The 24,764-nt window shown below is 68.6% G+C and carries 25 protein-coding genes; 14 read left to right on the forward strand and 11 right to left on the reverse strand.

Annotation, left to right across the window (positions count from 1 at the left end):
- Positions 1-66: 66 nt before the first annotated feature.
- The 5 genes from ACFQ7F_RS09585 to ACFQ7F_RS09605 all read right to left on the reverse strand — a co-directional run bounded on the left by ACFQ7F_RS09585 (position 67) and on the right by ACFQ7F_RS09605 (position 4,096).
- Positions 67-1,158: a hypothetical protein gene (locus ACFQ7F_RS09585; RefSeq protein ID WP_383268628.1), complete on the reverse strand. Its 1,092-nt coding sequence runs from the start codon at positions 1,156-1,158 to the stop codon at positions 67-69.
- Positions 1,158-1,823, reverse strand: coding sequence for an RNA polymerase sigma factor (locus ACFQ7F_RS09590; RefSeq protein WP_383268631.1), 666 nt, complete (start codon positions 1,821-1,823; stop codon positions 1,158-1,160). The genes ACFQ7F_RS09585 and ACFQ7F_RS09590 overlap by 1 nt, the downstream gene beginning before the upstream one ends.
- A gap of 463 nt (positions 1,824-2,286) precedes the next feature.
- The gene (locus ACFQ7F_RS09595; RefSeq protein ID WP_383268633.1) at positions 2,287-2,571 is read right to left on the reverse strand and encodes a hypothetical protein; all 285 of its coding nucleotides are present in this window, start codon (positions 2,569-2,571) and stop codon (positions 2,287-2,289) included.
- Positions 2,572-2,584: 13 nt separating this feature from the next.
- Positions 2,585-3,214 carry an RNA polymerase sigma factor gene (locus ACFQ7F_RS09600; protein ID WP_383268636.1) on the reverse strand — a complete coding sequence of 210 codons (630 nt, stop codon included), beginning with the start codon at positions 3,212-3,214 and terminating at the stop codon, positions 2,585-2,587.
- A 129-nt stretch (positions 3,215-3,343) separates the two neighbouring features.
- On the reverse strand, positions 3,344-4,096 hold the full coding sequence (locus tag ACFQ7F_RS09605; protein ID WP_383268639.1) for a hypothetical protein: 753 nt from the start codon (positions 4,094-4,096) through the stop codon (positions 3,344-3,346).
- A 295-nt stretch (positions 4,097-4,391) separates the two neighbouring features.
- Between ACFQ7F_RS09605 and ACFQ7F_RS09610 the strand changes: the two genes are divergently transcribed.
- Complete coding sequence (locus ACFQ7F_RS09610; RefSeq protein WP_383268641.1) at positions 4,392-7,115, forward strand: FG-GAP-like repeat-containing protein; 2,724 nt, start codon at positions 4,392-4,394, stop codon at positions 7,113-7,115.
- 102 nt (positions 7,116-7,217) lie between these two features.
- On the opposite strand, the gene ACFQ7F_RS09615 is transcribed toward ACFQ7F_RS09610, so the two are convergent.
- The 4 genes from ACFQ7F_RS09615 to ACFQ7F_RS09630 form a co-directional block, all read right to left on the reverse strand.
- Positions 7,218-7,811, reverse strand: coding sequence for a hypothetical protein (locus tag ACFQ7F_RS09615; protein WP_383268644.1), 594 nt, complete (start codon positions 7,809-7,811; stop codon positions 7,218-7,220).
- Positions 7,812-7,872: 61 nt separating this feature from the next.
- Positions 7,873-8,379: a hypothetical protein gene (locus ACFQ7F_RS09620; RefSeq protein WP_383268646.1), complete on the reverse strand. Its 507-nt coding sequence runs from the start codon at positions 8,377-8,379 to the stop codon at positions 7,873-7,875.
- 145 nt (positions 8,380-8,524) lie between these two features.
- Complete coding sequence (locus ACFQ7F_RS09625) at positions 8,525-9,391, reverse strand: DUF4328 domain-containing protein (protein WP_383268648.1); 867 nt, start codon at positions 9,389-9,391, stop codon at positions 8,525-8,527.
- Positions 9,392-9,513: 122 nt separating this feature from the next.
- Positions 9,514-11,118, reverse strand: coding sequence for a glycoside hydrolase family 20 protein (locus ACFQ7F_RS09630; RefSeq protein WP_383268651.1), 1,605 nt, complete (start codon positions 11,116-11,118; stop codon positions 9,514-9,516).
- A gap of 233 nt (positions 11,119-11,351) precedes the next feature.
- Between ACFQ7F_RS09630 and ACFQ7F_RS09635 the strand changes: the two genes are divergently transcribed.
- The 6 genes from ACFQ7F_RS09635 to ACFQ7F_RS09660 all read left to right on the forward strand — a co-directional run bounded on the left by ACFQ7F_RS09635 (position 11,352) and on the right by ACFQ7F_RS09660 (position 16,296).
- Positions 11,352-11,894, forward strand: coding sequence for a 2-oxo-4-hydroxy-4-carboxy-5-ureidoimidazoline decarboxylase (locus ACFQ7F_RS09635; RefSeq protein WP_383268654.1), 543 nt, complete (start codon positions 11,352-11,354; stop codon positions 11,892-11,894).
- Positions 11,895-12,043: 149 nt separating this feature from the next.
- Positions 12,044-12,424: a succinate dehydrogenase, cytochrome b556 subunit gene (gene sdhC / locus ACFQ7F_RS09640; RefSeq protein WP_283779093.1), complete on the forward strand. Its 381-nt coding sequence runs from the start codon at positions 12,044-12,046 to the stop codon at positions 12,422-12,424.
- 8 nt (positions 12,425-12,432) lie between these two features.
- Entirely contained in the window at positions 12,433-12,930 is a 498-nt protein-coding gene (locus ACFQ7F_RS09645; protein ID WP_383268656.1) for a succinate dehydrogenase hydrophobic membrane anchor subunit, read from the forward strand.
- Between the two features lie 16 nt (positions 12,931-12,946).
- On the forward strand, positions 12,947-14,701 hold the full coding sequence (gene sdhA / locus ACFQ7F_RS09650) for a succinate dehydrogenase flavoprotein subunit (RefSeq protein ID WP_383268659.1): 1,755 nt from the start codon (positions 12,947-12,949) through the stop codon (positions 14,699-14,701).
- Positions 14,701-15,471 (forward strand): succinate dehydrogenase iron-sulfur subunit, encoded by a 771-nt coding sequence (locus ACFQ7F_RS09655; RefSeq protein WP_383268662.1) that lies wholly within the window; start codon positions 14,701-14,703, stop codon positions 15,469-15,471. The genes sdhA and ACFQ7F_RS09655 overlap by 1 nt, the downstream gene beginning before the upstream one ends.
- 189 nt (positions 15,472-15,660) lie before the next feature.
- On the forward strand, positions 15,661-16,296 hold the full coding sequence (locus tag ACFQ7F_RS09660; protein WP_383268665.1) for a Uma2 family endonuclease: 636 nt from the start codon (positions 15,661-15,663) through the stop codon (positions 16,294-16,296).
- A 181-nt stretch (positions 16,297-16,477) separates the two neighbouring features.
- On the opposite strand, the gene ACFQ7F_RS09665 is transcribed toward ACFQ7F_RS09660, so the two are convergent.
- Positions 16,478-16,834 carry an ATP-binding protein gene (locus ACFQ7F_RS09665; protein ID WP_383268668.1) on the reverse strand — a complete coding sequence of 119 codons (357 nt, stop codon included), beginning with the start codon at positions 16,832-16,834 and terminating at the stop codon, positions 16,478-16,480.
- Position 16,835: 1 nt separating this feature from the next.
- On the opposite strand from ACFQ7F_RS09665, the gene ACFQ7F_RS09670 reads away from it, so the two are divergent.
- The 7 genes from ACFQ7F_RS09670 (at position 16,836) to ACFQ7F_RS09700 (ending at position 24,409) form a co-directional block, all read left to right on the forward strand.
- Positions 16,836-16,985, forward strand: coding sequence for a hypothetical protein (locus ACFQ7F_RS09670; RefSeq protein WP_383268671.1), 150 nt, complete (start codon positions 16,836-16,838; stop codon positions 16,983-16,985).
- Between the two features lie 11 nt (positions 16,986-16,996).
- Complete coding sequence (locus tag ACFQ7F_RS09675) at positions 16,997-17,194, forward strand: DUF397 domain-containing protein (RefSeq protein WP_383268673.1); 198 nt, start codon at positions 16,997-16,999, stop codon at positions 17,192-17,194.
- A 19-nt stretch (positions 17,195-17,213) separates the two neighbouring features.
- Positions 17,214-17,411 carry a DUF397 domain-containing protein gene (locus ACFQ7F_RS09680; protein WP_383268675.1) on the forward strand — a complete coding sequence of 66 codons (198 nt, stop codon included), beginning with the start codon at positions 17,214-17,216 and terminating at the stop codon, positions 17,409-17,411.
- 213 nt (positions 17,412-17,624) lie between these two features.
- The gene (locus ACFQ7F_RS09685; protein ID WP_383268678.1) at positions 17,625-18,272 is read left to right on the forward strand and encodes a hypothetical protein; all 648 of its coding nucleotides are present in this window, start codon (positions 17,625-17,627) and stop codon (positions 18,270-18,272) included.
- Positions 18,269-19,342: a hypothetical protein gene (locus ACFQ7F_RS09690; protein ID WP_383268680.1), complete on the forward strand. Its 1,074-nt coding sequence runs from the start codon at positions 18,269-18,271 to the stop codon at positions 19,340-19,342. The genes ACFQ7F_RS09685 and ACFQ7F_RS09690 overlap by 4 nt, the downstream gene beginning before the upstream one ends.
- Before the next feature lie 31 nt (positions 19,343-19,373).
- Positions 19,374-23,858 carry an RHS repeat-associated core domain-containing protein gene (locus ACFQ7F_RS09695; RefSeq protein ID WP_383268683.1) on the forward strand — a complete coding sequence of 1,495 codons (4,485 nt, stop codon included), beginning with the start codon at positions 19,374-19,376 and terminating at the stop codon, positions 23,856-23,858.
- 212 nt (positions 23,859-24,070) lie between these two features.
- A complete protein-coding gene (locus ACFQ7F_RS09700; RefSeq protein ID WP_383268686.1) occupies positions 24,071-24,409 on the forward strand; it encodes a hypothetical protein in 339 nt (112 codons plus the stop codon).
- A gap of 32 nt (positions 24,410-24,441) precedes the next feature.
- Here the strand turns inward: ACFQ7F_RS09700 and ACFQ7F_RS09705 are convergent, their stop codons facing one another.
- Positions 24,442-24,624 (reverse strand): hypothetical protein, encoded by a 183-nt coding sequence (locus tag ACFQ7F_RS09705; RefSeq protein ID WP_383268689.1) that lies wholly within the window; start codon positions 24,622-24,624, stop codon positions 24,442-24,444.
- Positions 24,625-24,764 lie beyond the last annotated feature (140 nt).

Here is a 24,764-nt window from a genome sequence, read left to right on the forward strand (position 1 = left end):
GGCTCACTTCTTACTGCGTCGCTGCTTCAAAAAACGTCACACCCAGCCAGGACAGGCCGTGACCGGCTAGGACGCGTTGCCCGGGAGTGCGGGCTGCGCGCTGTACGAGCCGGTGGGAGTGGGGGAGGCAGGGGGTGCCGGGTGCGGCACCGAAGGGGCGTCCACCGGCGGGACGAGGGTGCCTCCGCCGTTGCCCCAGTGGTCGTTGCCGCCGCCGTTCGATCCGTCGCCGTCGCCGCTGTCGCCGTCGTTGTCGCCGTCGTCGTCATTGCCGCCACTGCCACTGCCGGCGTTGCCGCCGTAGCCGCCTCCGCCGTTGTGCTCGCGGTCGCTGCCCGATCCGTACAGGACGCGGCCGCAGAACTCGGTCACCCGCTGGGATCCCTTGGCGGCTTCCTCAAGACGGCGCCTCTTCTCGCCCTGGAGCTTTCCGCTGCGGTAGTCACGGCAGGCGACGACCACCTTGCGGTACCAGCCCTTGGCCTCGTCCTTGTGCTGCGGGTCGCCCGATCCTGGCTTCGTGGTGTCCGCGCCGCCCTTGGAAGCGCCCTCGGATTTCTCGGTGTCCGGCGGCGGCGCGCTGGTGCCGGGTTCGCTCGATGGGCCTTCCGGGCTTGTGGTCACGTCGTCGGGCTCCACGTCCGGGGAGCTGCTCGCATCACTGGGCGGGGACGCGAGCGGTTCGGGCGAGGCGACGGACGAGGCGGAGGCCGCGGGGCCCGGCGTGTCCCGGTGACCGAACGGCGAGGGGAGCACGCCCGTGCCCGCTGCCACGGCGACCCCGCCGATCATGCAGCCGGCGAGGACGGCGGCGAGGCCGTAGCGAATGGGGCGGGCCCAGGGTGCGGGGCGCGGCGACTCGGCCTGGCGCCCGATATGCACCGTCTCGCCCGCTCCCACGCGCGTAGACGTCGCCCGTGTCTCAGGGCCGCGAGCCTCCCGGAACGCGGCAAGCGCGGCTGCTTCACCAGGGAGTTCGGCAGAAATGTCGGCGGGTACGACAGAGCCTGCGCGGTCGTCCGCTGCCAGCGCGGCGAGGGCCTTGGCCAGTCGTGCGGCCTGCTCCTGCGTGTGATGGTCGGCGCCGTCGATGGGCTCACCGCTCAGCAAACGCTCCGCCGCGTCGCGGTCCAGCCACCTGTACTCCTCGTCGGCCATCACATGTCCTTCTGCGCCCGGACACGCGAATGCGTCACACTTGCAGGTGACACCGGGTGCCCTCGCCGCTCCCTCTGAGGCGGTACGGCGTCGAGCGCGCCCTCGCTGGGCGGGTCGTCCGCGCCGAGCAGTTCCGCGAGCCGCTTCAGGCCCCGGTGCGCGGCGGTACGGACCGCGCCGGGGCGCTTGCCGAGGGTCTGGGCAGCACTCTTGGCGTCCAGGCCGACGACCACCCGGAGCACGACGGCTTCCGCCTGGTCCTGCGGGAGCTGGGCTATCAGGGCGAGGGCGTCGCCGGTGGCGAGGGACTCGATCGCCTCGCCCGCGGTGTCCGCGTCACCCGGCTTTCCGGTGAGCTCGGTCTCGTCGCCGCCTATCGCCGGGCGGCGGCCCCGCATGCGTATGTGGTCGAGCGCCCGGTTGCGCGCTATGCGCGCGGCCCAGCCGCGGAACCGGTCGGCGTCGCCGCTGAAACGGTCCAGGTCACGGGCTATCTGCAGCCAGGCCTCGGACGCGACGTCCTCCGCGTCCGGGTCTCCGACCAGCGTCCGCACGTAGCCCAGCAGCCGCGGGTGCACGGCGCGGTACACAGTCCGGAACGCGGTCTCGTTCCCGTCCTGCGCCGCAAGCACCGCGGCGGTCAGTTCCGCGTCGTCCCCCAGCACAACTTCTCCCTATGCGCCTACACCGGTTGCGGTCATGCCCCCGCAGAGCCTGGCGCGAAGCAGCACGCTACGGGCTGAAGTGGGCTCACGTCCATGTTTGGTACAACGCGCAACTAGCGCGTGACAGAACGCGGTGTGACAGAAAACGCACGCGCGGCGCTGAAGGGAATACGGGCCGCACGCGGTCCGTGCCGTGTGACGGCCGGGGTCTCTCCTGTGGGGGGTGGCGACCCCGGCCGCTCACCTTGGCGGGGCCTGGCTGTGGGTCTTGGTGCCGCCGCTCTTCTCTTCTTCTGCGGGTGGGCTGTCCCTGCGGGTGCGGTGTCCCTGCGGGTGGGCTGTGGCTGGGCGCGCCGTTCCTCGCACCCCTTTGGGGCGCTGGTCTTCGGTTCTTGCTCTGCGGGTGCTCTGTGGTTGAGCGCGCCGTTCCTCGCGCCCCTTTGGCGGCGCTGATCTTCGGTTCTCAGTCTGCGGGGGGCGCGGCCCTTTGGGGTGCTGCCTTTCGGCCCTCGGTTCTGCTCAGGAGTGCGCTCGTCAGGATTGTGCCCGCCGCTGCTCGCAGCGAGCCCAGTGCGCTGCGTCGTAGGCGGGGGCGCCAGTCGTCGCGGCGTCGGGTGCGTGCACGGTGGATGCCCTCGTCCCGCGCGGAGCGGAACGCGGCGACCGCACGGCGCTGTGCCTCGGCGTCGACGGCGACGGAACGCACCGCCTCGCCGAGCAGAGCGTCCACGCGCTCGTTCACGTCCATCCTGACTCCCCGGTCATCTCGACTCTCCAAGCGGACCGGGGCCGTCATCCGTCACACCCCGGGTATCGCCCAACCGCTCGGCGAGCCGCTTGAGACCCCGGTAGGCGGCGGTACGCACCGCCCCGGGGCGTTTGCCGAGCACCCGTGCCGCCGCCGGGGCGTCCAGGCCGACGACGACTCGCAGCAGCACCGCCTCCGCCTGGTCGTGCGGCAGCTTCGCGATCAGCGCGAGGGCCTCCTCCGTGGAGATCAATTCGAGCGCTTGCTCCGACGTGCTGTGCGGTCCGGGGAGTTCGAGCATGTCCTGCTCAAGGGCGGACGGGCGCGGCCTGACCTTCTGGCGCCGCAGATGGTCGAGGGCCCGGTGGCGCGCGATGGTCGCCGTCCAGCCGCGGAACCCCTCGCCGTCGCCGCGGAACCGCCCCAGATCGCGGGCGATCTCCAGCCAGGCCTCGGCGGCGACGTCCTCGGCGATCTCGCCGTCGTGCCCGACCAGGCCCCGCAGGTAGCCGACGAGCCCCGGCTGCACCAGGCGGTACGCGACCGCGAAAGCCGACTCGTCACCCTCCTGCGCCCGCGCGACCGCGGCGCCCAGCTCCTCGTCCCCCGCCTGCGCTCGACGGGTTTCCCCTCCTCGACCCACGCTTTCCCATCCGTACCGATGCGGCACAGCTCACCGTGTCCATGCCCCCACGCTGAGCTGCGCCACGGCTCACAGAAATGTCACAGGCCCGGATGGTCCTCAGAGTCCCCTCAGAGCTCGGAAGAGGCCTCAGACCTCGAACAGGGAGCCGCCGCCCATGCCGATCGCTTCGAGGTCGAGGACCAAGGACGGGTCGGGGGCCCGCGCGACGACCGGCTTGTCGTAGTCGGACATCTGCATGTCCATGTGGACGCCGTCCTTCGTCTGCGTCATGCCGACGAGGTACGGCTTGTCGCCCGTCGCCAGGTAAACGGTCATGTCCTCTCCGCCGCCCTTCTCTTCGAGCGGCGTCACCCGCCGCCCGTGCCACTGCCGCTCCGGCAGCGCCCGCGTCCCGCTCAGATCGGTGAGCGAGCCGCCGTCAAGGTCGCCGAGCGCCGTGCCCAGATCGCACATCTGCGTAGGCGAGGCCCCGCCCGGCGCCCGGCGCTCCGTCGGGATCCTCATGTACTTGCCGCGCGCGAGCGCCGTACGCTCCCTGGCCGTGGCCGCGGCCTCCGGGCGGCCGCTCGCCTCACCGGCGGCACGCATCGCTGCGAGCGCCTCGTCCGAGAACCGGAAGTAGGCCTCTTTGGCGCTGACCATGAGGATGTCGCCGCTCTTGGCGGGCCCGTCTTCGAACGTCCCCGTGCATTTGTTGTGACGGTCCATGTGCACAGAGATCTTCTGATGCTTGCCGGGGCCGGTGATCTCGGCGCTGAGGCGCAAGGTGTCGGCGTTCTTGAGCAGCTCCATGGCCTCCCCGGAGAGCCGCTCGCCCCGCACCTCGTCGGCTGGCTTCGCCGGTTCCGCCGGCGTCCGTTCGACCAGACCCTCGTACACCTTCCCTTCCCCACCGCAGGACGCGAGCGCCCCCATCACGAGAAGGCAGGCAACCCCCCGCACCCACCGGCGTCTCTTCCCCACCACAAAACCCACAGACCCCACAGTCCCCACCCACGCTCCTCGTTCACAGCTGTCAGGTGACCCAGCGCAATGCTCTGTCCACCTGTCACACCCCCGGGGTGCGGGATACGTCACGTCACATTTCACTCACCCACGTACAACCCTTTGATCCTTCGGGCAGTCGTACGCTCTCGCTTCGGCCAACTCGGCCAACCGGCAATTCCGCTAAGGGGTGGGGCATTTGAGCCCGCGCAAACCGCGCGAATCAGCGCGAAGCTCGCACGCGTACAGACCGCTGAGTCTCAAGCGCAGGGCGTGGCTGACGATCGGGGCCGTCGTCCTTGGCGGCGCGGGGGCCGTCACGTACGCGATGGCGGATCCCGCGACCGGCGATCAGCCGGGCGATGCCTCACGCGGCAAGCGCCCGGTGAGCGTGCACGACATCGCGCTCAAGGCCGACGGCGCCAAGGAGCGGGAGCTGCCGCGCACGTCGACGGAGCAGTTCTCGCTGCTCGGCGTCTCGTGGACCGGCGTCACGAAGGAGCTTGAGGGCACGGCTCAGGTCCGTACGCGCGCCATCGAGAGCGACAAGTGGACCGGCTGGCAGAACCTGGACCTGGAGCTGCATCCGCCCGAGAAGGCCGAGGCGGGCATGCGTGCCGCGTCCGAGCCGTTGTGGGTCGGCCCGTCGGACGGCGTGGAGGTCCGCGTGGTCGCGGCGGACGGCACCTCAAGTGACGTGCTGCCGAAGGGACTTGAGGTCAACCTCGTGGACCCGGGTGTGACGTCCAAGGAGGCGAAGAACCCGGCGCTCGACGGTTCGGCGATGACACCGGTGGCGTTCGCGGCCGATGAGACCGAACCACCGGCCCCGACGGACCCCGAGCCGAGCGATCCCGCGGAGACCTCAGAGCCCGCGGAGCCCTCAGAGCCCACAGAGCCCGCGGAGTCCACAGAGCCCCCGGAGCCCGCGGTTCCGACGGCTCCGCCGTCCACGGTCACCAAGCCGCCCGTCATCAGCAGGGTCGCCTGGGGCGCCGACGAGTCGCAGGTCAAGGACCCGCCGGAGTACATAGACAAGGTCAAGGCGGTCTTCGTCCACCACACGGTCGGCACGAACGACTACAGCTGCGCCCAGTCGACGGCCCTGGTCCGCGGCATCATGACGTACCACGTGGAGACCGAGGGCTGGAACGACCTCGGCTACAACTTCCTCGTGGACAAGTGCGGCCAGATCTTCGAGGGCCGCGGCGGCGGCACCGATCTGCCGGTGCGCGGCGCGCACACGTACGGCTTCAACGGCGATTCCACGGGCATCGCGGTACTCGGCGACTTCGAGGGCAACGAGTCCCCGGCCACGGGCGAGACGTACAAGAAGGCGGGCAAGCCGACCCGCGCCGCCCTCCAGTCGGTCTCCCGCGTCGCGGCCTGGAAGCTCGGCCAGTACGAGGGCAACCCTTCGGGCAAGGTCACGCTGACGGCGGCCGACGACACGGGCGTGTGGAAGAAGGGCGACACTCCCTCCCTCAACACGGTCTCGGGCCACCGGGACGGCTTCGCGACGGCGTGCCCCGGCAAGAACCTGTACTCCAAGCTCGGTGAGATACGCCGCTACGCGTCGAGCGCGGCCCGCAACTCGGCCATCCCCACGTCCGACTTCAACCGCGACGGCATCACGGACCTGGTGGCGGGCACGCCCAAGGCGTCGGGCGGCGTGGGCAGCCTGACGGTCGTCCCCGGCGGCCTCGACGGCCCGGTGAGCGGTTCGAAGAAGACCCTCACCCAGTCGAGCCCCGGCGTCCCCGGCGCCTCCGAGGCGGGCGACAACTGGGCGGCGGCCACGGCCTGGGGCGACATCAACGGCGACGGTTACGCGGACCTGGCGATCGGCGCCCCCGGCGAGGACGACACCACGAACAAGGACCGCGGCGCGGTCACGATGCTCTACGGCCCGGACTTCACCACCGGCACGGACATGCAGCTGGCGGACGACTTCCACTACCCGGGCGCCAAGTTCGGCTCGGCCGTGGCGGTCGGCGACTTCAACGCGGACGGCAAGGCGGACGTCTTCGCGGCGTCCACCGGCACCGGCGGCACATGGGCGGCTCGTTTCAAGTCGGGCAACGAGGTGGGCGGCACCCTGACGTCGGGCGACACGGCCATCTCGTACGCCGATGCCGCGTCCGGCGACTTCAACCGTGACGGCTACGCGGACGTGGCCCTGAACTACCGCGACCAGTCGGGGATCGGCCGCGTCCAGTGGTTCAAGGGCACCAAATCGGGCCTGAGCAGGGTCGGTTCGCTCTCGGTCAAGGGCGGCCGTTCCCTTGCCGTGGGCGATGTGAACGGCAACGGCTACGACGACCTGGTCATAGGCCAGCCGTACACGGCCGAGTCCAAGGCCTTCGCGGGCGGCCAGGTGACCGTGGTCCCGGGCACGTCCACGGGCTTCACGACCACCGGCATGAAGACGGTCCACCAGGACACGTCCGGAGTCCCGGGAGCCGCCGAGTCGGGCGACGCGATGGGCTGGTCGGTCTCGGCGGGCGACTTCAACCTGGACGGTTACGCGGACGTCCTGGCGGGAGCCCCGAACGAGGACATCACGCGTGACGGCAAGTCGAAGCAGGACGCGGGCACGTCACTCCTCCTGAAGGGCACGTCGTCGGGCCTGACGGGCACGGGCGCGCAGGCGTTCAGCCAGGACACGGAGGGCATCACGGGCTCCACGGAGTCCGCGGACCGTCTTGGCTCCTCGGTCATGCTCGCGGACCTGTCGGGCTTCGGCCGCGCGGACCTCGCCATCGGCGTGGACGGCGAGGACGAGGGCAACGGCACGATCCTCCAGCTGGACAGCGGCGCGTCCGGCGTCTCGACGACGGGCGGGGCCTACTACGGCCGTACGCAGCTGGGCACTCCGGCGGGAGCGCACCTGGGCCAGACCCTGACGCCGTAACCCTCCGCCGCACCACATAAATGCGCGGGCCGTCGCACTGCAACGGCCCGCGCATTTCGCTCTCCGCCCACACCGACCGCGGGCCGCTAGGCGCGAACCCCGCTAGACCCGCGAACCCCGCTCCCGGCGCGAGACCACGGCCCGCAGGACACGCCGCCCCTCGGTGGACACGTCAAACGCCTGCCGAAGCCCCCCGGCGCCCGCGCCCTGGTTGGCGAGCAGCTCCAGGATGCGCACCTGGCGCCGCAACTCGGCGGCGACCAGCGGTGACATCCCCTCCGTACGCCCCTCACGCCTCGCACTCACGGGCAACGGCCTGGCACCGCCGTCAAGGGCGGTGTCGAGCAGCCGGTGGATCTGCAGCGCGGCGACGGAGCAGGCGTCGGCCCACTCCCGCAGCTCGGCGGCGGACCGCGTGGAGGGCACGGCGCCGAGCATGCGGTAGGCGAGGGTGATGGCCTCGTCCGCGGAGGAGTCCTCCAGGACGTCCGCGCCCCCCAGCGTCATCCGCGCATCGGCGAGCGCCACGTCCCAGGCCCTGCCCTCAGCGAGACTCGCCCACAGCGGGCGCAGCACGTCGTCACCGCCGCCGCCGCCGAGAAGCGGTACGCAGCGGTCGAGGCAGGCGAGCCCGCTCGCCGCCAGACCCCTCTCGTCGGCTTCGGCCATCAGCTCGACCAGACTCGGGCCACCCATGGTGTACGCCTCCCGTTGCGGACAGTGCTCGTCCCCTTCTGCGTTCGGTCCCCCAGGAACGTCACTGCGGCACCACGCCGAGCCGGTCGAGGAAGCGGAAGAAGAGCTCCTCGGCGGACGGCTCCGCCGAGGCGTTCAGCACGTCAAGGAGCGGCCCCGCTCCCACCGTCCTGCCCGACTCCGCCGCCCACGTCACCGCCCGGTCCGCCGCGTCGCGCGGCTCCAGGAAGTAGTCGTCCAGGCTCAGGCCGTCGTCGCCGAGGTATCCGGTCATCGCCTCGCGGGCCAGGCAGGTGCTCCACGCGCCGCTCTCCGGGGCGGCCGCCTCGACGACCACGCAGTCGCTGTCCATGACGTAGCCGAAGAGGGCGGGCGAACCTGTCTCCAGGGCGAGGGTGTTCATGTTGCCGACGTCACGCGCGCCGTCGCCGCCCGGCACCTCCCACACCTGCCAGCCGTCGTCGCGCTGCACGAGGAGGCTGAGCTCGTCCCGCACCCCCGCCACCGCCGCGAGCTCCACGAGCGGCCGCTCGCTCCTGCCCACGACGTAGTAACCCCAGTAGCCCATGCTCGCGTCTCCCCGTGTACGGCTTCGGTCGGCTTTGGGCGAATACACCACAGACGTAAGCAAGTTCGCCAGCAAAAAGCCGAAAACGGATCTCGCGGACCTCTCAGACGGAACCTCTCGGGCCGAACCCGTCAGGCCGAACCCGTCAGGCAGAACCCGTCAGGCCGAACCCCTCAGTCGGAGTGGACCTCGCCTTCGCGTCCTGCATCCGCGTCAGGCGGCGTACGAAGAGGATCGCCATCACCGCGGCCGCGATGTCCAGGACGTCCGCGAGCATCATCCGGGAGATCGCCGCGTCGATCTCGTCGGCCTCCTCCGCGGCCCAGTACCCCGACGACGCCCACCGCCCGACGACAAGGCTCGCCACCCACAGCGTCCACCAGCCGTTGACGAGCGGGTGCGTGGCGCGCGCCGACGCGTCGCCGAGGGTCATCGTGCGGTCAAGGGCCACGGAGCGGTCGCCGCTCGCGTCCCAGATGTCCAACGCGATCCGCCGCGGGAACCACAGGTTCACGACGGGCACGAACCAGCTGCCCACCGTCCAGCCGCGGGTCTTGCTGTGGATGTGCGGCTCGAACACCTCGGCGTTCACGCGGACGCGGTAGAACCAGCAGAGGAAAACGACGCAGGTGGCCACGAGCGCGGCGGTCTGCAGCCAGCCGGAGACGCTGTACAGCGTGTCGGCCCGCTCGGCCTCCCGCACCAGATCCGTTCCGCCGCCCACCACCCCGTAGCCCACCCCGCGGTCCAGGCTCATCAGGTCGTCCATCACGCCCTGGACGACCGTGCCCGCCCACAGCGAGTACAGGTCGGCGGCGATGACGCCGACGAGCAGCGCGACGGTCGCCCGGGCGAGTGCGACCGGCGAGCGGAGGTAGGCAAAGCTCCCGTTGGACGCGTACCCGGGGCGAGGCGCGGGCGCGGGCTGCGCGTGTGCGGCCGCCGAGACGCAGATGCCGCAGAGGCCGTCCGCTGTGGTCGCGGTATTGAACTGACATTGCGTGCACAGCATGGCTGAGCAACCCCCCACGGGTTCACCGGGACAAGACACCGGCAAGACGCCGGAACAAGACAACGGACAGGACGACAGAGGCCGCCCACGTCCCTCCCCAGGGCGTCGGCGGCCTCCGGAACTTATCCCACCTGGTCGGCCAGCTTCACGAATTCTCCCCAGGACAGACCCGGTTTGCGTGCGTCCCACAGCTTCTGGACCGTCGCCCGCAGCGGCATCCGGACCCCCTTGGCCACCTGCTCCTGCGTCTGCGAACCGGCGAGGTCGCACCAGACGGCGAAGGTGCCGCCGAGGATCTGGTCGTCGTACTTCGCGTTCACCGGCTTCGTCCCGCGGATCACCAGCGGGGTCCACTGCTCGTAGATCCGCTGCCCGGTGGGGTAGCGGAAGGTGTTGGGCTGGCCGAGGACGTAGTAGAGGTACTCGTCGTTGTAGTTGATGACCTTCCGGCCCTCCTTCAGATACTCGACCGGCTCCCTCGCCCCGATCTCCTTGCCCGTCCAGTACGCGACTTCGAGATCGTCGTCGGCCTTCTCCACACCGCCGGGGAAGAACCCGTCGTTCCAGGCCCTGAGCCCGCGCTCGTAGGGGCGCATGGTCTCGGCACGGTCGTTGAGCCAGCCGGTCGCCAGGTCCTGGACGCGGGCGTCGGACCCGTACTTCTCGCGGGCGGCGGCGGCCAGCTGCGGGTAGCTGGCCTCCGGGTTGTCGACCGTGAGGGCTTGGTACTCGTCGGCGCCCAGATGCCAGTAGCGGCCGGGGAAGAGGTCCGCGTACTCCTCCAGGAGGTCGTCGACGATCTCCGCGGCCTGCGGCTTGGAGATGTCGACCGCGCCGCGCGCGGCGACGCCACGGGTGTCGCGGAGCTGGAGCGAGGGGTGCGCTGCGATGACCGTGCCGAGGTGGCCCGGCGAGTCGATCTCGGGCACGACGGTGATGTGGCGGCTCGCCGCGAGCTTGAGGATGCGGCGGACCTGCGCCTTGCTGAGGTGGTCGCGCGAGACGATCTCGGGGTGCGACTTCGACTCGATACGGAAGGCCTGGTCGTCGGAGAAGTGCAGGCCGAGCTCGTTGTACTTGAGGTCGCCGAGCTCCCGGACGCGGTCCTCGATCCACTCCGCGTCGAAGTGCTTGCGCGCGATGTCGATCATGAATCCGCGCCGGGGCTTGGCGGGACGGTCGCGTACGACGCCTTCGGGCGCGGTCCGGTCGCCGCGCACCTCCTGCTTCAGGGTGCGCGTCCCGTAGAAGACGCCCGCTTCGGCAGGGGCGCTGATCTTCACCCGCTGCCCCTTCACGGAGAGGGTGTACGACTCGTCCCTCCCCTCGGACGCGTCGGCCTTCTCCGGCGTGAGCGCGAGCTCCACGTCGCCCTTGCGCGGCTCGGCGTCACCGGCGTACGCGAGCTTCAGCTCCCCGGCGAGCAGCTTGCCCTCGTCGGCGAGGTCGTCGTCACCGACGACGACACGCCCGCCGTCCTTCGGCTTCCAGCCGGGACCGCGCGCCGCGGTGTGCTCGCGTACGGCGGGGATGGTGGCAGGGGCTTTGGACAGGGCGTACGACTTCGAGGGGGTCGGGGAGGCGGCGGACTTGCTGTGGGAGGGCGGCGACGCGCCGGCCGAGGGCGCCCCGTCCCCGCCGTCCCCGTCCGGCCAGACGGCCACGGTCAGGGCGACGGCCCCGGCGGCCACGGCTCCCGCCGCGGCGAGGGCGATGCGGCCGGGCATCACTGGTTACCGCCCTGTGCGGGGCAATACGCTGCGGGGCCGACGGGTGGGCGTTCGCCGAGGACATCAGCGGTCAGAGCCAACATCCGCCCACGGTAAAGCGGGGCCCGCGGCCACCCCGTCCACAACGCGAAGCGAAACTCTCCCATCCGGGTGAAATTCACGCATCCGTCCGACAGCCGCCACCACACCTCGCTAGCGTGACGACAAAATCCCCCACTTCTCCCTCTCCGATGCCCCCTGCCCAGGAGCCCCCGCTGTCCCCGCACCGTTCGACAAGCAACCCCGAGAGCACGCCCGAGCAGCTGAACAACGCTGAGCCCGGCGCGGCCGAAGCCGCGCTGCTCACCTGTTGCGGCAGCCATCTGTGGGCCCGCCGCCTTGTCGCCCACCGGCCGTACCCCGACCTGGACGCCCTGCTCGCCGCGTCCGACGAAGCGGCGTACGACCTCCCGCTCGCGGACCTCGCCGAGGCTCTGGCCTGCGAACCTCTGCGCCCCGTGCTGCCCCGGCAGGGCACTTACACCGCCGCCCACACCGCTCTGCGGGCCGCGCACGCCGCGTACGAGAGCCGCTTCGGTCACGTCTTCGTGATCTGCCTGGACGACGTCCCGCCGACCCAGGCCCTGAACCATCTGCTCGCCGGAATCAGGGGCCGGCTCGCGGGCGATCCGGAGGAAGAGAGGGTCCTGGCGGCCGAGGAATTGAGGAAGCTCGCACGCGGGCGACTCACCCGGCTGGTGCACGACCTGAATAGCCCGTACGTGGCTGTTTGATTGCCTGTTTGATCACACCTGGCTACCCCGCGCGAACGAACCGACAACTCGTCGATACGATGACGAGCGGCCGGTGGACCGTACCCGGCCGGGCCCGTCCGACCACCCAAGCCGGCTGGCCCCAATCCCCGCTCCCGGAGGGTTCTGCCGTGCCGGCTGGAACGCTGTACCGCGGCCGGGAAGGAATGTGGTCCTGGGTGGCTCACCGAGTCACCGGCGTCCTCATCTTCTTCTTCCTGTTCGTGCATGTGCTGGACACCGCTCTCGTCCGCGTCTCTCCGGAGGCGTACGACGATGTCGTCAGCACCTACAAGACGCCCCTCGTCGCACTCCTTGAGTACGGCCTGGTCGCCGCCATCCTCTTCCACGCCCTGAACGGCCTGCGTGTCATCGCCGTCGACTTCTGGTCGAAGGGCCCGCGCTTCCAGAAGCAGATGCTCTGGACCGTCGTGGGCATCTGGGTCGTCCTGATGGTCGGGGCGCTCTACCCGGTCCTCGGCCACGCCGTCCGCGAAGTCTTCGGGAGCTGACGCCAGACATGTCCGACACAGACACCACGCTCGAGAAGTCCGGAGTGTCCGGAGTGGGTCCCGTCGAAGGCGCCTCGCTCTACGACGCCGACAACCCGGCCCCCCTCATCGAGGCCCCGCGCAAGCGCACCTCCAAGACCCCGCGCTCGACCCGCGGCAACTTCGAGATGGCCGCATGGCTCTTCATGCGCCTGTCCGGCGTCGTCCTGGTCGTCCTGGTCCTGGGCCACCTGCTGATCCAGCTGGTGCTCGACGGTGGCGTGAGCAAGATCGGCTTCGCTTTCGTCGCCGGTCGCTGGGCCTCGCCGTTCTGGCAGGTCTGGGACCTGCTGATGCTGTGGCTCGCGATGCTGCACGGGGCCAACGGCCTGCGCACGGTCATCAACGACTACGCGGAGCGCGCCAACACGCGCCTGTGGCTCAAGGGCCTGCTGTACACCGCCACGGTGTTCACCATCCTTCTGGGCACGCTGGTGATCTTCACCTTCGACCCGAACATCCGCTAAAGCCGAGGCGAACCCAGTGAAGATTCACAAGTACGACACTGTCATCGTCGGCGCCGGCGGCGCGGGCATGCGCGCGGCCATCGAGTCGACGAAGCGCAGCCGGACCGCGGTCCTGACGAAGCTCTACCCCACTCGCTCCCACACGGGCGCGGCGCAGGGCGGCATGGCCGCGGCGCTCGCCAACGTGGAAGAGGACAACTGGGAGTGGCACACCTTCGACACGATCAAGGGCGGCGACTACCTGGTCGACCAGGACGCCGCCGAGATCCTGGCGAAGGAGGCCATCGACGCGGTCCTCGACCTGGAGAAGATGGGCCTGCCGTTCGGCCGTACGCCCAAGGGTGAGATCGACCAGCGCCGTTTCGGCGGTCACTCCCGCAACCACGGCGAGGCTCCTGTCCGCCGTGCCTGCTACTCGGGCGACCGCACCGGCCACATGATCCTCCAGACGCTGTACCAGAACTGCATCAAGGAGGGCGTGGAGTTCTTCAACGAGTTCTACGTCCTCGACCAGCTCCTCGTGGAGGTCGACGGCGTCAAGAAGAGCGCGGGCGTCGTCGCCTACGAACTGGCGACCGGCGAGATCCACCTCTTCCAGGCGAAGTCCGTGGTCTACGCGTCGGGCGGCACCGGCAAGTTCTTCAAGGTGACGTCGAACGCGCACACGCTCACGGGTGACGGCCAGGCGGCGTGCTACCGCCGTGGCCTGCCGCTGGAGGACATGGAGTTCTTCCAGTTCCACCCGACCGGCATCTGGCGCATGGGCATCCTTCTTACGGAAGGCGCCCGTGGTGAGGGCGGCATCCTCCGTAACAAGGACGGCGAGCGCTTCATGGAGAAGTACGCGCCGGTCATGAAGGACCTCGCGTCACGTGACGTCGTCTCGCGCTCCATCTACACGGAGATCCGTGAGGGCCGCGGCTGCGGTCCCGAGGGCGACCACGTCTACCTCGACCTCACGCACCTCCCGCCGGAGCAGCTGGACGCCAAGCTCCCGGACATCACGGAGTTCGCGCGCACGTACCTCGGCATCGAGCCCTACACGGACCCGATCCCGATCCAGCCGACCGCGCACTACGCCATGGGCGGCATCCCGACGAACGTCCAGGGTGAGGTCCTCGCGGACAACACCACGGTCGTTCCGGGCCTGTACGCGGCGGGCGAGGTGGCCTGCGTGTCGGTGCACGGCGCCAACCGCCTCGGCACCAACTCGCTCCTGGACATCAACGTCTTCGGCAAGCGCGCGGGCGTCGCCGCTGCGGAGTACTCGGCGAAGAACGATTTCATCGAACTCCCGGAGAACGCCGAGGAGCTCGTCGTCGCCCAGGTCGAGCGCCTGCGCGGCGCCACGGGCAACGAGCGCGTCGCCGAGCTCCGCAAGGAGCTGCAGGAGACCATGGACGCCAACGTCATGGTGTTCCGCACGGAGCAGACGATCAAGACGGCGGTGGAGAAGGTCGCGGAGCTCCGCGAGCGCTACCTCAACGTCTCGATCCAGGACAAGGGCCGTCGCTTCAACACCGACCTTCTTGAGGCCATCGAGCTGGGCAACCTGCTCGACCTGGCCGAGGTCATGGCGCAGTCTGCCCTGGCCCGCAAGGAGTCGCGCGGCGGTCACTACCGCGAGGACTTCCCGAACCGCGACGACGTCAACTTCATGCGCCACACCATGGCGTACCGCGAGGTAGGCGACGACGGCGCCGAGTCGATCCGGCTCGACTACAAGCCGGTCGTGCAGACCCGCTACCAGCCGATGGAGCGTAAGTACTGATGGCAACCCCGACCCTCGACAAGGAAGACGCCAAGCCCGAGGCCGGCTTCGCCGACTCCCCGTACATCACGGCCACCTTCCGCATCCGCCGCTTCAACCCCGAGGTCTCGGCGGACGCGACCTGGGAAGACTTCCAGGTGGAGATCGACCCCAAGGAGCGTGTCCTCGACGCCCTCCACAAGATCAAGTGGGAGCTCGACGGGTCGCTGACCTTCCGCCGCTCCTGCGCCCACGGCATCTGCGGCTCGGATGCCATGCGCATCAACGGCCGCAACCGCCTGGCCTGCAAGACCCTGATCAAGGACTTGAACCCCTCCAAGCCGATCACGGTCGAGGCGATCAAGGGCCTGACGGTCCTGAAGGACCTGATCGTCGACATGGACCCGTTCTTCCAGGCATACCGCGACGTCATGCCGTTCCTGGTGACGACGGGCAATGAGCCGACGCGTGAACGCCTCCAGTCCCCGGAGGACCGCGAGCGCTTCGACGACACCACGAAGTGCATCCTGTGCGCGGCGTGCACGTCGTCGTGCCCGGTCTTCTGGAACGACGGCCAGTACTTCGGCCCCGCGGCGATCGTGAACGCCCACCGCTTCATCTTCGACTCGCGTGACGAGGCGGGCGAGCAGCGCCTGGAGATCCTGAACGACAAGGACGGCGTGTGGCGCTGCCGCACGACGTTCAACTGCACGGACGCGTGCCCGCGTGGCATCGAGGTCACGAAGGCGATCCAGGAAGTGAAGCGGGCGCTGATCACGCGCCGCTTCTGATTTCTTCTTGGTCGGTCGTACGTAGCGTTGCTGAGGGCCCCGTTCCCGGTCTGCCGGGGGTGGGGCCTTCGCACGTACCGGCGGGGGCGGGGGGACCTCACCCGTACCGGTGAACGGGTCGGAACCTGACTCGGGCCCCACGTCCGTCCTACGATGATGCTCTCGACACCAGCCCTCAGGAGGCACGCGATGTCCGCAGCAGCTGCCGAGCGGCCCCATGACGACATGTCCCATGGCGAGCAGTCCCTGACCGCCGAGGCCAACCTCCTCATGGACCGCAACCCGGGCCACCGCGTCGAGATCATCGGAGGTCAGATCACCGTGACCCCGCCCCCCGACGGCGCACATGCCCGCGCCCTGACCGACCTGATGGTCCCCTTCCTCGGCGCCGGTCTCCACGGGGTCGAGAGCAAGGTGCTCCAGGGCATCGGTCTCTGGCTTCCCACCGGCACCGAGGACTACGCGATCCCCGACCTCGCCGTGGTCGACGCCGACTTCGAAGAACACCTCATCGAGAACAACTGCTACGACCCCATCGCCTTCCGTCTGGTTCTCGAAGTCACCTCCACCAACTACCAGAACGACCTCCGCGCGAAGGTCGCGGCATACGCCGCCGCCGAGCTCCCGGTCTACGTCATCGTCGACCGCAAGCACCAGCGCCTCCACGCCCTCACCAACCCGTCGGGCGACGAGTACGCAACGCACCAGGTCCACGCTCCCGGCCAACTCCTCACCCTCCCCGACTCGATCGGCGCCAAGGTGACGCTCGACGTGACGGAGGTCTTGACTGCAGGGCGGGCCGCGCAAACTCAGCCCGGCGGTTGAGCAGGTCAGAGCGCGTGCGAGCGGGCTGTCGCTGATCACGCGTCGCTTCTGAGTTCTTGGCCGGTCGTACCTTGGTCGGTCGTACCTTGGTCGGTCGTACCTTGGTCGGTCGTACGTTGCTGTGGGCCCGCGCCTTCCGAGGCGTGGGCCCACGCGCGTCGGCGACCGAGCGCTTCGCGAGCTATGTGTACGGGGCCCGCCACTCCGCCCAGATCTCCTTGCCGCCGATGGAGCGGCGCCCGTTGACGAGGACGTAGTGCCCCCAGTCGTCGGCGCAGCTGCGAAGGAGCCAGAGGCCGCGCCCGCGCTCGGAGTCGACGTCACTGATACCGAGGGGCGACGGCGGCAGCTGCGGACTGCTGTCCCAGACACTGAGGCGGAGCCCGGTCTGGGTGCGGGCAAGGCGCACGGCGACGGAATCACGTGTGCAGGCGAGGGAGTTGGTCACCAGCTCCGAGACGACGAGCTGGACGTTGTCGAGAACGGCGGCGTGGACGCGGTAGCGGGTGAGGACAGGTCCGGTCCCCCGCCTGGACACCGTGCAGCTCGACGCCGAACATGGATCCGTATTCCTGCATGCGGACCTCCAGTTGGAGAAGTACCGCACCTTCATGACCTACTTCGAAGCGGTAGCCCTAAAGGAGGCCGCTTCACGCGACCTGATCCACACGATCATCCGCGACCTCTGAAAGGCAACGACGTGACCGCCCTCCACTGGCAGAAGTCGTCCTACAGCAGCGAGGGAAACAACTGCCTCGAACTCGCCACCGCCCCGGACAGCACACTGCACCTCCGCGAATCCGACGACCCAGCCGTCATCGTCACGCTACGAGCCACCGCGCTCGGTTCCCTCTTGGGAGAGATACGCCGAGGAAATCTCGAAAACCACAGGGCATAGGCGACCAGAAGGAGCCCACATGGTCACCCTCACCTGGCAGAAGTCGTCCTTCAGCAGCGAGGGAAGCAACTGCGTCGAACTCGCCACCGCGCCGGACGACTCGACGCACCTACGTGAATCCGACGAACCGGCCATCAACCTCACCCTGCGGACCGCCTCCCTCACCTCTCTCCTGAGGGCGATACGCCAAGGAGCCATCGAGGGCCGCGAGGCATAGCCAACGGGACAGGCCCAACACACCACGCCCAGGCCAGCGAAGCCTGCAACGGCAAACGACGCCCGGCGCCGGACATAGAAGCTTTGCTGAGCAATGGACCTGAATCGGCATAATTCCCCGGCCCGCTGGGGGAATACCGCCTGGTGTCCTCCGAAGCCCCAGAGATAGCGTTGGTTCGCTTGCGTTACCCCCCACCTCAAACGGGAGTCCAGAGTGAACCGCCCCACCCGTCTCATGACGGCCGCGCTTGTCGCGTCCGCGGCCCTGCTGTTGACCGCGTGTGGATCGGGAGGTAGCGACGACGACTCCTCCGACAAGATCAAGGGGGCAGGCGGCGAGGGATCCAAGGCTTCCGCGAGCCCGTCGGCGAAGCCGGGCGAGGCGAAGCGGCCGGAGGTGGAGCTGCCAAGCTCATTCCAGGCCAGCTTCGCGGGGTGGCGGAACAGTGATCCGAAGAAGCAGGCGATCCTGGATGACGGCAAGGAACGCCTGAAGGCAGAGTTCTTGGCCATCATCGACGCGGATCCGCAGTCCAAGGGCGTGAGGTTCTACACCTCGCAGCAGGCACTGACGTCGACCGAGACATATGTCAAGGGCTACGTGGACAACAACCACAACCTGGTTGGCAAGGCCAGGGTCTTCAACCCGCAGGTGAGCATCTCCGACACCGGCGGTGGCGTGCTCTTTTACTGCGTGGACGAGAGCAAGGGCTACACCGAGGACCGCAAGACCAAGGAGAAGACGGGCACCCCTGACGATGTGAACCCCGTCCTCCAGTACCGCACCACCCTGAAGAAGACGTCCGAGGGAGTGTGGAACACCGTTTCCCTCGAGACAGTGCGCGGAGGATGCGACAAGTGAGGAAACCTCTGAAGACGCCTCTCACCTTGCTGGCCACGACCGTGCTCACCCTCGGTGCCTGGCCGACGGCAGCGCACGCGTTCGGCGAGGACACCGACCATCCACCCGCAGGCCCGTCCGGCGGCGCCTCCGGCAACTCGCTGACCGCCGGGGCCACTGCCACGAGCGTCACCGTCGAGCAGGTCTCCGGCGGGAAGTCGGGCTCGCCCGCCAAGCCGCTCGCTCCGGTGGATCCGAACTGGAAGCCCCCGGCCTGCTGGTACGAACCTGTGGCGACGTCCGAGCAGGTGAAGGCCGCGACGGACCGGCTCAAGAAGAACCCGAACGAGAACCTGGTCCCCGTCACGCCGACGCTCAGCTGGGGCGAGCAGCTGATGGTGGACAACTACGAGAAGGGCAAGCCGCAGAGCGACGGCACCGAGAGCTACAAGAACTTCAACATCGGCAAGGACGGCAAGTTCTGGCGCGGCGTCGCCAACCCTGACATGAAGGACGATCCGGAGGCGTACGACTGCCAAGAGACGCTCTTCTGGCAGGACGCCGGCACCATCCCGAAGATCGACAATGCCCCCACACCCGAGGTCCTCGCCTCGTACGCGTACGACAAGGTCAAGGTCCCGGACACCAAGGTCGAGCTGAAGCCGGAAGGCAAGTCGACGGTGAACCTGCCCACCTGGATCTGGCTGGACAAGGGCACGTTCGAGGACGTCAAGGTCCGCGCCGAACTGCCCGGTACGGGCCTGTGGGCTGAGACCACGGCCAAGCCGGTCAGCCTCCACCTGGAGCCCGGCACCGGGGACGCGACGACCTTCCCCGCATCCGGTGAGTGCAAGGTCAACGAGGACGGCAGCATCGGCACGCCGTACACGAAGGGCTCCTCCAAGCAGGACCCGCCGTGCGGCATCGCCTACTTGCGAGCCACCGGCGGCAAGCCGTTCCAGCTGAAGGCGTCCATCACCTGGGAGATCACCTGGGAGGGCTCCGGCAACACGGGCGGCGATCTTCCGAACGGAACCTTCGACGGGACACAGGACGTCAACGTCCAAGAGATCCAGTCCATCAACCGATAGACGGCAGTACAAGCACAACGGGGGTTGCGGTATGGCGGGGAATCGTCCGGCGGATTGGCATGTCCTTGACCTGGACAAGGACCCAACGCCCGGCGATCCGGACCGGGTGCGCAACCTGGCGAAGAACCTGCACGACTTCGCCGACGACGTCTCCAAGGTCCTGCGGGACATCAAGGGGATGGCGGGCGAGGACGCGATCCTCACCTGGGCGGGCAAGACGGCCGAATCCTTCACGGCGGAGTTCGAGGATGCCCCGGGCAAGCTGAAGAAGCTCAAGAAGAGCTACGAGATGGCCGGCGACGCCCTGTCCACGTACTGGCCGGAGCTGGAGCGCGCCCAGGCCCTGGCGGACAAGGCCCTGGTCAAGGGCCGCGAGGCTCAAGGCAGCCTGTCCTCCGCCCAGACGCGTCTCACCTCGGCGGACTCGTGGGTGGACAAGGCGGGCAAGGAAGCCGACAAGTACAAGGACGACAAGGACTCCGGTAAGTCCAAGGACGTGCCCAAGCCGGACCCGGACAAGGTCAAGGCCGCCACCCGCAACGCGACCTCCGCCGAGAAGGCGCAGACGGAAGCCAAGTCGGACGTCACCGCCGCCCAGGGCAACCTGGACGCGGCGAAGAAGATGGCCGAGGACGCCCGCAAGATGCGCGAGGACGCCGCGGGCACGGCGAAGAAGAAGCTTGAGGACGCCTCCGACGCGGGCATTCCCAACCGCAAGTGGTGGGAGGAGGTCGGCGACTGGGTCACCGACAACTGGGACACCATCGTCGAGGTCTGCAAGGTCGTCGTCGCCGTCCTCGGCGTCATCGCCATGATCATCGGCGGGCCAATCCTGGGCGCGATCGTCCTCATCGCCGCCCTCGTCGTCCTGGCCGACACCCTCAACAAATACGCCAACGGAGAAGCAGGCCTCCTCGACGTCGCCTTCGCCGCCCTGGACTGTATCCCCGGCATGAAGGGCCTCACCAGCCTCCGCGGCCTCGCCAAAGGCATGAAGGGCCTCAAGGCCGGGCTGAAAGGCCTGAAGGCCGGCCTCAAGGGACTGGGAAAAAACGCGCCGGATGCTCTCGCCGACGGTGCCAAGGGAGCTGACAATCGGGCCGCGGACGCGGTGAGCAGCAAGGGGTCCGACCCGATTGACATGGCCACCGGCTTCATGTTCCTGCCGGAGACCGATGTCGCCCTGCCCGGCTCGCTTCCACTCGCCTTCACTCGGCGGGTCTCCTCCGGCTATCGCACCGGCTGGTGGTTCGGCCCCACCTGGGCCTCGACCATCGATCAGCGCCTCGAGATCCACACCGGCGGGGTCGTGTACGTCACCGAGGATGGGCTTCTCCTGGGCTACCCACACCCCGAGAGCACACTGAACCCGGTCTTTCCCGAAGCCGGGGCCCGTTGCCCCCTGACCCGTCTAGACGACGGCAGCTACCGCGTTGACGACCCGCTCACCGGGCTCACCCGCCGCTTCGGCGTACCTGTCGACGGCATCGCCCTGCTGGAGCGAATATCCGACCGCAACGGCGACAGCATCGACTTCGACTACGCCCCGGACGGCACCCCTCTCGCCATCCGGCACTGCGGCGGCTACCACCTCAAGCTGACGGTCACCGATGGGCGCGTCACCGCCCTGCACCTGGCCGGTGCGGGCGAGGACGGATCGGACGTCGCGCTGCGGAGGTACGAATACTCCGACGACTGCCTCACCGGCGTCGTCAACGCCAACGGCCATACTGCGCAGTTCACTTACGACGACCGGTACCGGATCACCTCCTGGACCGATCGAAATGGCCGCAGCTACAGCTACACGTACGACTCCGAGGACCGCTGTGTCGCGGAGGGCGGCGAGGCCGGGCACATCACCCTCACCTTGGACTACGAAGGCGCCGACCCGGCCTGGCCCCGAGCCCGGGTCACCTCCCTCACCACCGCCGAGGGCGCCGTCACAAAGTTCGTCGTCAACGACAACTGCCAGGTCGTCGCCGAGATCGACCCGCTCGGTGGCACGACCCGCACCACCTGGGACGAGCACCACCACCTGACGTCCTGGACAGATCAGCTCGGTCACACCACGAGCAAGACGTACGACAGCCTCGGCAGGCTCCTCGATGTCACGCGTCCGGACGGCGCGACGGTGCATCTCGCCTACGACGCCCAGGGCGACCCGGTCACTATCACCCGCCCCGATGGGCATGTCTTGCACCGGGAGTACGACACCCGCGGCAACTGCATCACGATCGTCAAGCCCGGTGGCGCCACAACCCGCTACACCTATGACAGAGCAGGTCACCTGTCCTCGGTCACTGACCCCACGGGATACGTCACCCGCGTGCGCTGCGACGCGGCGGGCCTGGCCGAGCACGTCACCGATCCTCTGGGCGGTGTCACGCGATACGGCCATGACGCCTTCGGCCGAGTGGCGACCGTCACCGACCCCCTCGGCAACATCACCCGCATGGAATGGGGCGCGGACGGCGAACTCTTGCGCCGGGTCGGGGCGGATGGACAGGCGGAGGTCTGGACGTACGACCCCGAGGGCAATCGTTCGAGCCACACCGATGCCATGGGCGCGGTGACACAGTTCGAGTACACCCACTTCAACCTGCTCGCGGCGCGCACCGGACCCGACCGTGTCCGTCACACCTTCGATTACGACCCCTCGCTGCGCCTCCTCGGTGTGAACCGCCCGGACGGGCGGCGTTGGAGCTACGCGTACGACATCGCGGGGCGGCTCCTCTCCGAGACGGACTTCGACGGGCGCACACAGTCTTACGGCCACGACTCCAAGGGCCAGGTCATCCTGCGGACCAACGCCGTCGGACAGACCGTCGCCATGACCCTGGATGTGTTCGGGCGCATGATCGCCAAGGATGCGGACGGCGCCGTCAGTACGTACACCTACGACCTGTCCGACCGGCTCTGCGCGGCCGAGGGCCCCGACGCGAGCGTGACGCTGCACCGGGACGTCCAGGGACGCCTCGTCTCGGAGACTGTCAACGGCCGAACACTCACGTTCGCCCTCGATGCCGCGGGCCGGACCCTGAACCGCACTACTCCCACCGGCGCGACAAGCACTTGGGGGTACAACGGCCGGGGTGACCGCACTCGGGTGAGCACCGCGGGCCGGACCCTGGATTTCGGCTACGACGCTGCGGGAAGACTGCTCTCACTCGACGTCGACGACGCCCTGTCACTGACCCGGGCCTACGACAGTCTCGGCAGAGTCACCGCCCAGTCGATCACCGCCGGCGGCGGGCACACGGTACGCGGCCGCTCCTACCGCTACCGCGCCGACGGACACCTCACCGGTATCGACGGCCAGGACGGTCAGAGCCGGACCTATGAGCGTGACGCGGCCGGTCGCGTCACCACCGTCCGAGCAGAAGGCTGGACCGAGTCGTACGCTTACGACGACGACGGCATGCAAGCGACTGCCGACTGGCCGAGCAGGCACCCCGGACAGACGGCAGCGGGGCAACGTGACTCCGAGGGCACCCGGTTGCTCCGGGCCGGCGGCACCCGCTACGGCTACGACGACCAGGGGCGAGTGGTGCGCCGCCACCGACGCCGCCTCTCCCGCAAGCCGGAGACCTGGACGTACATCTGGGACGCGGAGGATCGGCTCACCTCAGTCCGCACCCCGGACGACACATTGTGGAGGTACCGCTACGACCCAATGGGGCGCCGGGTCTCCAAGCAGCGGCTCGGCGCGGACGGCACGACCGTTGTAGAACAAACCGACTTCACCTGGGACGGCACGACCCTCTGCGAGCAGTTCACCACCGATCACTCACGTCCGCACGCCGTAGCTCTGACCTGGGAACACGACGGTCTGCGCCCCATCTCCCAGACCGAGCGGATCCTCACCGCCACCCGCGAGGAAATCGACGCACGGTTCTTCGCCATCGCCACCGATCTCGCGGGCGCCCCCACCGAACTCGTCGATGAGGACGGCCATATCGCCTGGCACGGGCGGAGCACTCTGTGGGGCATCACCGCCTGGCAGGACGGAAACAGCGCCTACACGCCGCTGCGCTTCCCCGGGCAGTATTTCGACCCCGAGACGGGTCTGCACTACAACGTCCTCCGGTACTACGACCCGGAGACAGCCCGCTACACCACCCCAGACCCGCTAGGTCTGGGCCCTTCCCCCAACCCATTCCGTTACGTACTCGATCCACTGCTTCGCTGCGACCCGCTCGGTCTCTACGAGATCGGCAAGCCCGACCCTGCCAGCCAGCAGGGCAATCTACCGATGCTCGCCGACAAGATCGCCGCGCACGGCGACATCAACAGTCGAGGGATCAAGGACGTCGACGACCTGGACGTGGCGGAGCATCTCGAGAACATGATGACCAACACCCCCGGCATCCGAATGCGCAGCACCACTTCAGGGAACGCCCGTTTCGCATGGTGGGACGATGCAAGCGGGACGATGCTGATACGCGAAGGGGACAATGGAACCTTCATGCAACCCGATGACGGGTACGCATATTTCCTGCAGCAATTGAAGGAGTGATTTAGTTGGAGAACCAGAGGGAATGCGGTTCGGCTCGGCACCCCAGGAAGCGGGCACCATTTGACGTGTTCCGGGCGGCGCCGGAAAGCAGAGCCGTGTGGGCTGAATTGCCTACACCGGTGCTTGAGGAGATCGCGCGATGCGATGCGGACCGGCTTGAGGTGGAACGGTCCCGGCTCCCGCCGAGTGGGCGGGAGACGCTGACAGAGCCCGTGTACTCAGTGGCGCACCGGTTCGCCTCCTGGGAGCGTGTGGTGCGCCGGATGGAACCGGGCTGGTCGAGCGAGGATTTCTATCCCGTCAGCGCCTACAGCAACGACCTGGACTCCCGTGATTCCCTTGAGGACGTGATGAGGAGCGCCTTGCCGATCGAGGCACGCGAGGGCGCGTTGGGTCGCCTCCTTGCCCGGCTGGACTCGCGCTTCCGTGCCGAAACCGTCCCCGATCCGGAGCTCTCCTTGCGCCCCTGGGTGCGTCCGACGAAGGAGAAGCCCGAGGCCGAACTCGGGGAGTGGTGGAAACGCAAGCCGGTTCGCGAGCCGTGGGATTGAGTGAAGCGTGTGCCAGGATTCCGTCCGCGACCTCAAAGGCGGACGGAATTGAGGCACTGGTTGCCAATCATCAAGAGCTTGATGTCACGATCAGGATGGTCAGCCCGGTTGGGTCCATCGTGGATTTCGATGGACAGGAGGGCTTCATCGATCAGACCAAGCACCCCTCCTGGTGGCTTGATACAGATCCACCAAAGGTCGACGATCGAGTTCACGTGGTCGTTCTGGACGATTCAAGAACTCCACCGCGCCTCAGTGCGCTCGACGGTGATATTGAGATCGGAAGGAGGCTTCGTGAGAACGGAGCCTGACCTCCCGCATTGAACCTGCCGACTCAAGACACGACAGGCCTCTA

Origin of the sequence: Streptomyces sp. NPDC056486 (assembly GCF_042795295.1) — a bacterium.
Taxonomy (GTDB): domain Bacteria; phylum Actinomycetota; class Actinomycetes; order Streptomycetales; family Streptomycetaceae; genus Streptomyces.

Excerpts from the sequence above, each read along its gene's own strand:
- ACFQ7F_RS09585 (WP_383268628.1), bottom strand. The coding sequence starts at position 1,158 with ATGGCCGACGAGGAGTACAGGTGGCTGGACCGCGACGCGGCGGAGCGT.
- ACFQ7F_RS09595 (WP_383268633.1), bottom strand. The coding sequence starts at position 2,571 with ATGGACGTGAACGAGCGCGTGGACGCTCTGCTCGGCGAGGCGGTGCGT.
- ACFQ7F_RS09615 (WP_383268644.1), bottom strand. The coding sequence starts at position 7,811 with ATGGGTGGCCCGAGTCTGGTCGAGCTGATGGCCGAAGCCGACGAGAGG.
- ACFQ7F_RS09620 (WP_383268646.1), bottom strand. The coding sequence starts at position 8,379 with ATGGGCTACTGGGGTTACTACGTCGTGGGCAGGAGCGAGCGGCCGCTC.
- ACFQ7F_RS09625 (WP_383268648.1), bottom strand. The coding sequence starts at position 9,391 with ATGCTGTGCACGCAATGTCAGTTCAATACCGCGACCACAGCGGACGGC.
- ACFQ7F_RS09630 (WP_383268651.1), bottom strand. The coding sequence starts at position 11,118 with ATGCCCGGCCGCATCGCCCTCGCCGCGGCGGGAGCCGTGGCCGCCGGG.
- ACFQ7F_RS09635 (WP_383268654.1), top strand. The coding sequence starts at position 11,352 with ATGCCCCCTGCCCAGGAGCCCCCGCTGTCCCCGCACCGTTCGACAAGC.
- ACFQ7F_RS09645 (WP_383268656.1), top strand. The coding sequence starts at position 12,433 with ATGTCCGACACAGACACCACGCTCGAGAAGTCCGGAGTGTCCGGAGTG.
- ACFQ7F_RS09655 (WP_383268662.1), top strand. The coding sequence starts at position 14,701 with ATGGCAACCCCGACCCTCGACAAGGAAGACGCCAAGCCCGAGGCCGGC.
- ACFQ7F_RS09660 (WP_383268665.1), top strand. The coding sequence starts at position 15,661 with ATGTCCGCAGCAGCTGCCGAGCGGCCCCATGACGACATGTCCCATGGC.
- ACFQ7F_RS09680 (WP_383268675.1), top strand. The coding sequence starts at position 17,214 with ATGGTCACCCTCACCTGGCAGAAGTCGTCCTTCAGCAGCGAGGGAAGC.
- ACFQ7F_RS09695 (WP_383268683.1), top strand. The coding sequence starts at position 19,374 with ATGGCGGGGAATCGTCCGGCGGATTGGCATGTCCTTGACCTGGACAAG.